Below are 6950 nucleotides of genomic sequence, written 5' to 3' on the forward strand. Positions count from 1 at the left end.
CACCAGAAAGGTGCTCCTTGCCCTGCTTGTGATTGTCGTTTCGCAACAACAATTATTGCAGCTCAGAGCACCTTTCTTCATGAAAACGGCAGGTCAGGCGAATTCAGCGATGAAAGCCCGAGGCTAGAACGAACCGGCTGGTGTCCTCGGCGAGGCGGCAGACGTTGAGGTGTGGCTGAGAATTGCCGCGTAGGCGATGCTGGCTGACTTGTAACGACCGTGCGCTTCGGACGGGGCGGGCCCGGGTTACCGTATCGAAACGTTATGAACCAGTCGCGAAATTCGTTGTGGTGTAATCAGCTGACGCCCCGATTGGGCTGGTCGAGCATTCATGCGGCTGGCGGGCGTGCACGTCGAAGTCGAAACTGCGACGGGGAGCAGCCGACCCACCGAGCAAACGCATGAGAAAAGCTTGCGACGTCGCAGTACCCCAGTTCGGTAGCAATCTGGCCGATTCCGACGCCGGGATCGAGAAGTCGGAGGATGGCGTGCTCCTGCATGAATTGCTGTCGTAGGCGGCGCAGGGTGGTGCCCTCGGCGTGTAGGTGCCGTTTGAGTGTGCTTACCGATACCGACAGCTCTGCTGCGATCCGACTAGCGTTGACTCGAGCAGGGTCTGCATCAAACTGGGCTCGGACGCGCTGCGTGTACGAGTTGTGACGCCGCTGATCGCAGAGCCGTCGCAGTTCGGCGGTACCGATCCGGTAGGCGACGGGATCGGAAAAGCGGCACACCTCATGAAGCGCCTCGGCTGGTATGCGAACAAATGACGCTGGCGCATCGAAGACGACTCGATGCCCTATCTCTCCCACGTTCAGCGGCTCGGTCGGCGCCGGGCAGGTCAGGTGTAACTCTGCTGAGGACACATCTCCTGTGAGTATTTTCACCAGACGCAGAACGGTCAGGCCCCCATAAGTGACGGCAAAGCAGTCGGTACCCGCGCTGTCGGTGCGCCCTGCGAGACCGATGGTAAGACCACTGGCGCCATGATGAAAGTCCGCACTTAGCGCCGTCGAGATCAACGGCAGAAAACGAAGCAACTCGACGATGTCAACGACCGACCCGGCACTGACCAGCGGCAGGCTCAGTGGACCGAAGGAGGTCAGCTGAGCGTGCTCAGCGAATGCGAGGCCCAGCCGAAACCCGTCGTGCGGCCCCATCGTCGGATACACGTCATGAAACCATTGCATCGGCACCTGCGCTTCTTGCGTGATCAACGTTCTGAGGTCGGTGCCCTCCTGGGCCATTATCCGACCGAATGCGCTCGTCGCCTCCGTGCCCAGCGCACCGCTGTCGAGAAGCTGTGCAAACGCCAACGGGGGCACACCGGATTCACCGAGGGTCACGTGAGCCAGATTAACAACAGATTGCGACGTTCACACATGGATCGGTCGGGATCCGCACATTTACACTCAAGGGGAACCTCATACGTGCAAGGAGGTGGCCATGGCCACGATCACATACATCACCCACGATGGAGACGACTACGAAGCCGATCTCGTGGAGGGGAAGTCGCTCATGCAGACCGCCGTCGACGAAGCCGTCCCCGGCATCGACGGTGATTGTGGTGGCGAAGCGGCCTGCGGTACGTGTCACGTCATTGTCGACCCGGCGTGGATCAAGACCGTCGGGCGCAGCGGCGAGGGCGAGGAAGAGATGCTGAGCATGCATCCGGAACGGGAAGGAACCTCGCGGCTGTCCTGCCAGATGATCGCGACTGAGGAGTGGGACGGCCTGACTGTTCGCCTCCCGGAATTCCAACTCTGACCCGCAACGACGAAGGAATGCAATCATGAGCATCGCAGCCACCGTCGCCGAGAAGGCGCAATCAATGATCCCGATCGACCTTCAGATCCGGGGGGCGCATGTCTATGACAAGACCCGCCGAATCGTCACAAGGACCGACGGCCAGAAGATCTTCACCGAGACCCCGATCCCGCCGGTGGACGAGGTCGATCTCGCCGAAATCGACCTGAGTAACCCGTTCCTGTATCGCCAGGGTATGTGGCGCTCGTACTTCGAGCGTGTCCGCAACGAGGCGCCGGTGCACTTCCGTTCGGAGAGCCCCTTCGGTCCGTTCTGGTCGGTCACGCGACACGCCGACATCATCGCGGTCGACAAGAATCACGAGGCGTTCTCCGCCGAACCGTTCATCATCATCGGCAGGCCCCCGCGTTTCATGGACATCGCGATGTTCATCGCGATGGATCCGCCCCGGCACGACAAGCAGCGCGCCGCAGTGCAGGGCGTGGTGGCTCCGAAGAACCTTCGTGAGATGGAGGGGCTCATCCGCGCGCGCGTCCGCGAAGTCCTCGACGGCCTCCCACTCAACGAGCCGTTTGACTGGGTCCAGACTGTGTCGATCGAACTCACTGCACGCATGCTCGCGACGCTACTTGACTTCCCTTACGACAAGCGGCACAAGCTGGTCGAATGGTCCGACCTCGCGACCTCGATGGAGCAGGCCAACGGCGGCCCCTCGGACAACGACAGGGTCTTCCGTGAGATGGTCGCGATGGCGCAAGGCCTGAGTTCGCTGTGGCGGGACAAGGCGGCACGTACCGTGGCCGGCGAAGAGCCTGGCTTCGACCTCATCACCATGCTGCAAAGCAACGAGGACACCAAGAACCTCCTCGACGATCGCCCCATGGAGTTCCTCGGTAACCTCGTGCTGCTGATCGTCGGCGGCAATGACACGACCCGCAACTCCATGAGCGGCGGAGTGCTGGCCCTCAACGAATACCCCGAGCAGTTCGAGAAGCTCAAGGCCAACCCCGACCTCATCCCCAACGCGGTGTCGGAGATCATCCGCTGGCAGACCCCTCTTGCTTACATGCGCAGGGTCGCCAAGAAGGACGTCATGCTCGGCGGCCAGTTCATCCGCAAGGGTGACAAGGTGGTGATGTGGTACGCCTCGGGCAACCGAGACGAGCGCGTCTTCGAGCGTCCAGACGAGCTCATCATCGACCGGGCCAACGCCCGCAACCACATCGCGTTCGGTTTCGGTGTACACCGCTGCATGGGCAACCGGCTCGCCGAGCTCCAGCTACGCATCCTGTGGGAGGAGCTCCTCCCTCGCTTCGACAACATCGAGGTGGTGGGTGAGCCGGAGTACGTGCAATCGAACTTTGTCCGTGGGATCAGCAAGATGATGGTTCGCCTGACCCCCAAGGGGGAAATGTGACGGCTGATCAGGTCGTCATCCTCGGCGCGAGCCACGCCGGCGTCCAACTCGCGGGCGCTCTCCGAAAGGAGAAATGGGCCGGGGATGTCTTGCTGATCGGCGACGAGGGCAGGCTCCCCTACCAGCGTCCACCGCTGTCCAAGGCATACCTGGCAGGTGCATCACAGCTTGATGACTGCGCGATCCGCGGACGTCAGTTCTACGACAAGCAGCGGATCGAGCTCGTGGACGGAACGGCGACGGCGATCAACCGTTCCGCGCACACCGTCACCCTCAACAGTGGAGACGTGGTGTCTTACGCCACGCTGGCACTGTGCACCGGCGCGCGCGCCCGCGCGCTGACCGTTCCGGGCGCCGAGTTGACGGGCGTCCACTACTTGCGCACCGCCACCGACGTCGAGGCCATCCGTGCCGCGGTGGTGCCAGGTTGCCGGGCCGTCATCGTCGGCGGCGGCTATATCGGCCTGGAGACGGCCGCCTCACTTCGAGCTCAGGGTGTGGACGTCACTGTTCTCGAGGCTGCGGAACGCGTGCTCGAGCGGGTGACCGCGCCGGTGGTCTCGAGGTTTTTCGACCGTACCCACCGGACCGAGGGTGTCGATGTTCGCACCAGCGCGTTGGTCGAGGGTTTTCGCGGGGAGGGGCGAGTCGAAGAGGTGGTGCTCGCCGACGGTGAGACCCTGGCCGCGGACCTCGTCATCGTCGGTGTCGGCATCATTCCCAACACGGATCTCGCGGTCGCCGCGGGCCTCGAGGTTGACGACGGAGTCATCGTCGACGACCATGCACGCACCAGCGACCCCGACATCGTCGCCGCCGGCGACTGCGTCAACCAACGGATCGCACGGTACGACAGGCGCGTCCGCCTCGAATGTGTGGCGGCCGCCACCGAGCAGGCCAAGGTCGCGGCAGCGACCATCTGCGGCAACGAAGCCGGTCTCACCGCGCTGCCTTGGTTCTGGTCCGATCAATACGATCTGAAGCTGCAGATCGCCGGGCTCAACACCGGGTACGACGAGGTACTGGTCAGCGGTGACCCTGACCACGACCGTGACTTCACCTGTTACTACTTCAACGACGGCGAGCTGATCGCCGCGGACTGCGTCAACAGACCCAAGGATTTCATGAACGCGAAGCGTACGATCGCACAGCGTTCGTCGCTCGACAGGTCCGAACTGATCGGAGCCACACCATGACCACATCACCCGCGGCAGCGGAAAGGCCGGCGGCGGCGCTCACAGCATCGACCTTCCTCGACATCCATCACGCGACCGTGCAGGCCTTCACCCAAGACGCGGTCGGCGACGCGGACACCGATCGCGAGAAGGCGCGGCGCCTCTTCGCCGCAGTCCGAGACCAGATCCGTTACGACCCCTACACCGTCTCTGACAAGCCCGATCATTACCGGGCCAGCCATGTCATCGAGTCCGGACGTGGGTACTGCGTACCCAAAGCGGTCGTACTGACAGCCGCGTTCCGCGCGGCAAACATACCGGCCCGGCTCGGCTTCGCTGATGTACGCAATCATCTGCAGACCGACGCGCTGCGCGAACTCATGGGAACCGACGTCTTCGTATATCACGGATACAGCCACGTCTACATCGAGGGGCGCTGGTTGAAAGCTACACCCGCGTTCAACATTGAATTGTGCACTCGATTCGGGGTCCCACCTATCGACTTCACCGGCGATCGCGACGCGTTGTTTCACGCGCACGCGGCGGACGGCTCCGCGCACATGGAGTACGTGCACGAACGCGGCGTCTACAACGACTTGCCCCTCGAGGAAATCCTGGCGGGCCTGCGGCATGCCTACGGCCCTCTGATCTTCTCGGGACGGCCAGCTCCGTCCGACGCATTCCGCGCATAGTGTGCGCTCCGGCGGGCTACCGCCGCAGGTTACTGCCCGCTCGAACACCCGTGCCACCACCTGTCGGCCAGATCCCGTCGCACAGTGTCCACCACCACTAGGGAGACCATGACAATGTCCGAGTCATTGCTCGACACCTATCCACACCGAATGGGCGGCCATTGCGGCTCCAGCGCGATGCGCGACTTGATGGTGAGGGGGACCCGTTTGGTGGTCCAGTCGCTATGCGGCTTGGGATTGGTGGGTCGTGGTCCACTGTAGAGCGAATTCAGCGGGGCTGAGTTCGCCGTGGGCGCTGTGGGGCCTGGCGGTGTTGTAGTCGGTCCTCCAATCCTCGGTGATCACTTGGGCTTCGAGCAGAGAATCGAAGCGCCACGAGTTGAGCAGTTCATCGCGTAGTCGACCGTTGAACGATTCGATCCAGCCGTTCTGCCATGGCGAACCGGGGTCGATGAACAAGGCTCCGGTGCCGGTGAATCGGCACCAGTCGCGTACGGCGTGGGCGACGGAGGAATGATCAAGACCTGTGGATCAGGGAGGGCGTGCCTTCCCGTAAATATGATCCTGGTAGTCACTTGATCAAGTCAGCGTTGCAGCGCTGGCGGAAAGGCACGCCTCGTGCTCACGGTAGTCAACTCCAACGAAGGTTCCAACCCGGCTGGCGAGGACCGCTCCATCCTCGATCAGATCGTCCGAGACGGTGCTCGGCAGATGCTCGCCGCGGCATTGCGCGCCGAGGTCGCCGCCTACATCGACCAGTTCACCGATCAGGTCGATGAGAACGGGCACCGTCTGGTGGTGCGTAACGGCTCCCACAACGAGCGCGAGGTGATGACCGCTGCGGGTGCGGTTGCGGTGAAGGCACCGCGGGTCAACGACAAGCGCATCGACCCAGACACCGGTGAGCGGCAGAGGTTCTCGTCGAAGATTCTGCCGGCGTGGGCACGCAAAAGCCCGGAGATCTCCGCGGTCCTGCCGCTGCTGTACCTGCATGGACTGTCCACCGGCGATTTCGGGCCGGCACTCGAGCAGTTCCTCGGTTCCGGCGCTGGGTTGTCGGCGGCCACCATCAGCCGACTCACTGCCCAGTGGCAGAAAGAAGCCGCAGCCTTCGCCGACCGCGACATCACCGCCGACTATGTGTACGTGTGGGTCGACGGCATCCACCTCAAGGTGCGCCTGGAGCAGGAGAAGCTGTGTCTGTTGGTCATGATCGGCGTCCGCGCCGACGGCCGCAAGGAGTTGATCGCGCTCGCTGACGGCTACCGGGAATCGACCGAGTCGTGGGCCGATCTGCTGCGCAGCTGTAAACGCCGTGGCATGCCGTCCCCGACCCTGGCGGTCGGGGACGGCGCGCTCGGGTTCTGGGCCGGTGTCCGCGAGGTGTTCCCCGAGAGCCGGGAACAACGCTGCTGGTTTCATAAGCAAGCCAATGTGCTTGCGGCACTGCCGAAATCGGCACACCCCAACGCTATCAAAGCGATGCAGGAAATCTACAACGCCGAAGACGAACAGCATGCCCGTCAAGCCATCGCTGCATTCGAGAAGACCTACGGTGCCAAGTATCCGAAAGCCGTGGCCAAGATCGTCGACGACACCGACGTGCTCCTGGAGTTCTATCGGTATCCCGCTGAGCATTGGATTCATCTGCGGACCACCAATCCGATCGAGTCGACGTTCGCGACCGTGCGGCTACGGACCAAAGTCACCAAAGGCCCCGGATCCCGCGCGGCCGGCATCGCGATGGCCTACAAACTGATCGAGGCCGCGCAGTCTGAAGCGCCCTGGGTTTGATGGAGACTCGCGCTATTTGATTCCGACCAGCTGTTCGCGGTCGGCTTGGACAGCATAGAACGCGTGCTCGAACTCGGCGGGCGGGACGTCGCCGAGGTATCCGTG

The 6950-nt window shown here is 62.8% G+C and carries 5 protein-coding genes and 2 pseudogenes; 5 read left to right on the top strand and 2 right to left on the bottom strand.

Annotation, left to right across the window (positions count from 1 at the left end; translation table 11 throughout):
* Positions 1-329: 329 nt before the first annotated feature.
* A complete protein-coding gene (locus ABFX36_RS18690) occupies positions 330-1346 on the bottom strand; it encodes a helix-turn-helix domain-containing protein (protein ID WP_005195135.1) in 1017 nt (338 codons plus the stop codon).
* 100 nt (positions 1347-1446) lie between these two features.
* Here ABFX36_RS18690 and ABFX36_RS18695 point away from each other — a divergent pair, with 100 nt between their 5' ends.
* Genes ABFX36_RS18695 through ABFX36_RS18710 form a run of 4 tightly spaced genes read left to right on the top strand, consistent with a single transcriptional unit; the run spans position 1447 to position 5051 of the window.
* On the top strand, positions 1447-1767 hold the full coding sequence (locus ABFX36_RS18695; RefSeq protein ID WP_005195134.1) for a 2Fe-2S iron-sulfur cluster-binding protein: 321 nt from the start codon (positions 1447-1449) through the stop codon (positions 1765-1767).
* A 25-nt stretch (positions 1768-1792) separates the two neighbouring features.
* Positions 1793-3184, top strand: coding sequence for a cytochrome P450 (locus ABFX36_RS18700; protein ID WP_005195133.1), 1392 nt, complete (start codon positions 1793-1795; stop codon positions 3182-3184).
* Positions 3181-4380, top strand: coding sequence for an NAD(P)/FAD-dependent oxidoreductase (locus tag ABFX36_RS18705; RefSeq protein WP_005195132.1), 1200 nt, complete (start codon positions 3181-3183; stop codon positions 4378-4380). The genes ABFX36_RS18700 and ABFX36_RS18705 overlap by 4 nt, the downstream gene beginning before the upstream one ends.
* Positions 4377-5051: a transglutaminase-like domain-containing protein gene (locus tag ABFX36_RS18710; RefSeq protein WP_005195131.1), complete on the top strand. Its 675-nt coding sequence runs from the start codon at positions 4377-4379 to the stop codon at positions 5049-5051. The genes ABFX36_RS18705 and ABFX36_RS18710 overlap by 4 nt, the downstream gene beginning before the upstream one ends.
* A gap of 222 nt (positions 5052-5273) precedes the next feature.
* Here the strand turns inward: ABFX36_RS18710 and ABFX36_RS18715 are convergent.
* Positions 5274-5558, bottom strand: a pseudogene (locus ABFX36_RS18715) (integrase core domain-containing protein); the annotation flags it as partial.
* 111 nt (positions 5559-5669) lie between these two features.
* Between ABFX36_RS18715 and ABFX36_RS18720 the strand changes: the two are divergent.
* A pseudogene (locus tag ABFX36_RS18720) lies at positions 5670-6827 on the top strand (IS256 family transposase); the annotation flags it as partial.
* Positions 6828-6950: the final 123 nt, after the last annotated feature.

Source organism: Gordonia cholesterolivorans, from assembly GCF_039531975.1.
Lineage (GTDB): Bacteria > Actinomycetota > Actinomycetes > Mycobacteriales > Mycobacteriaceae > Gordonia > Gordonia sihwensis.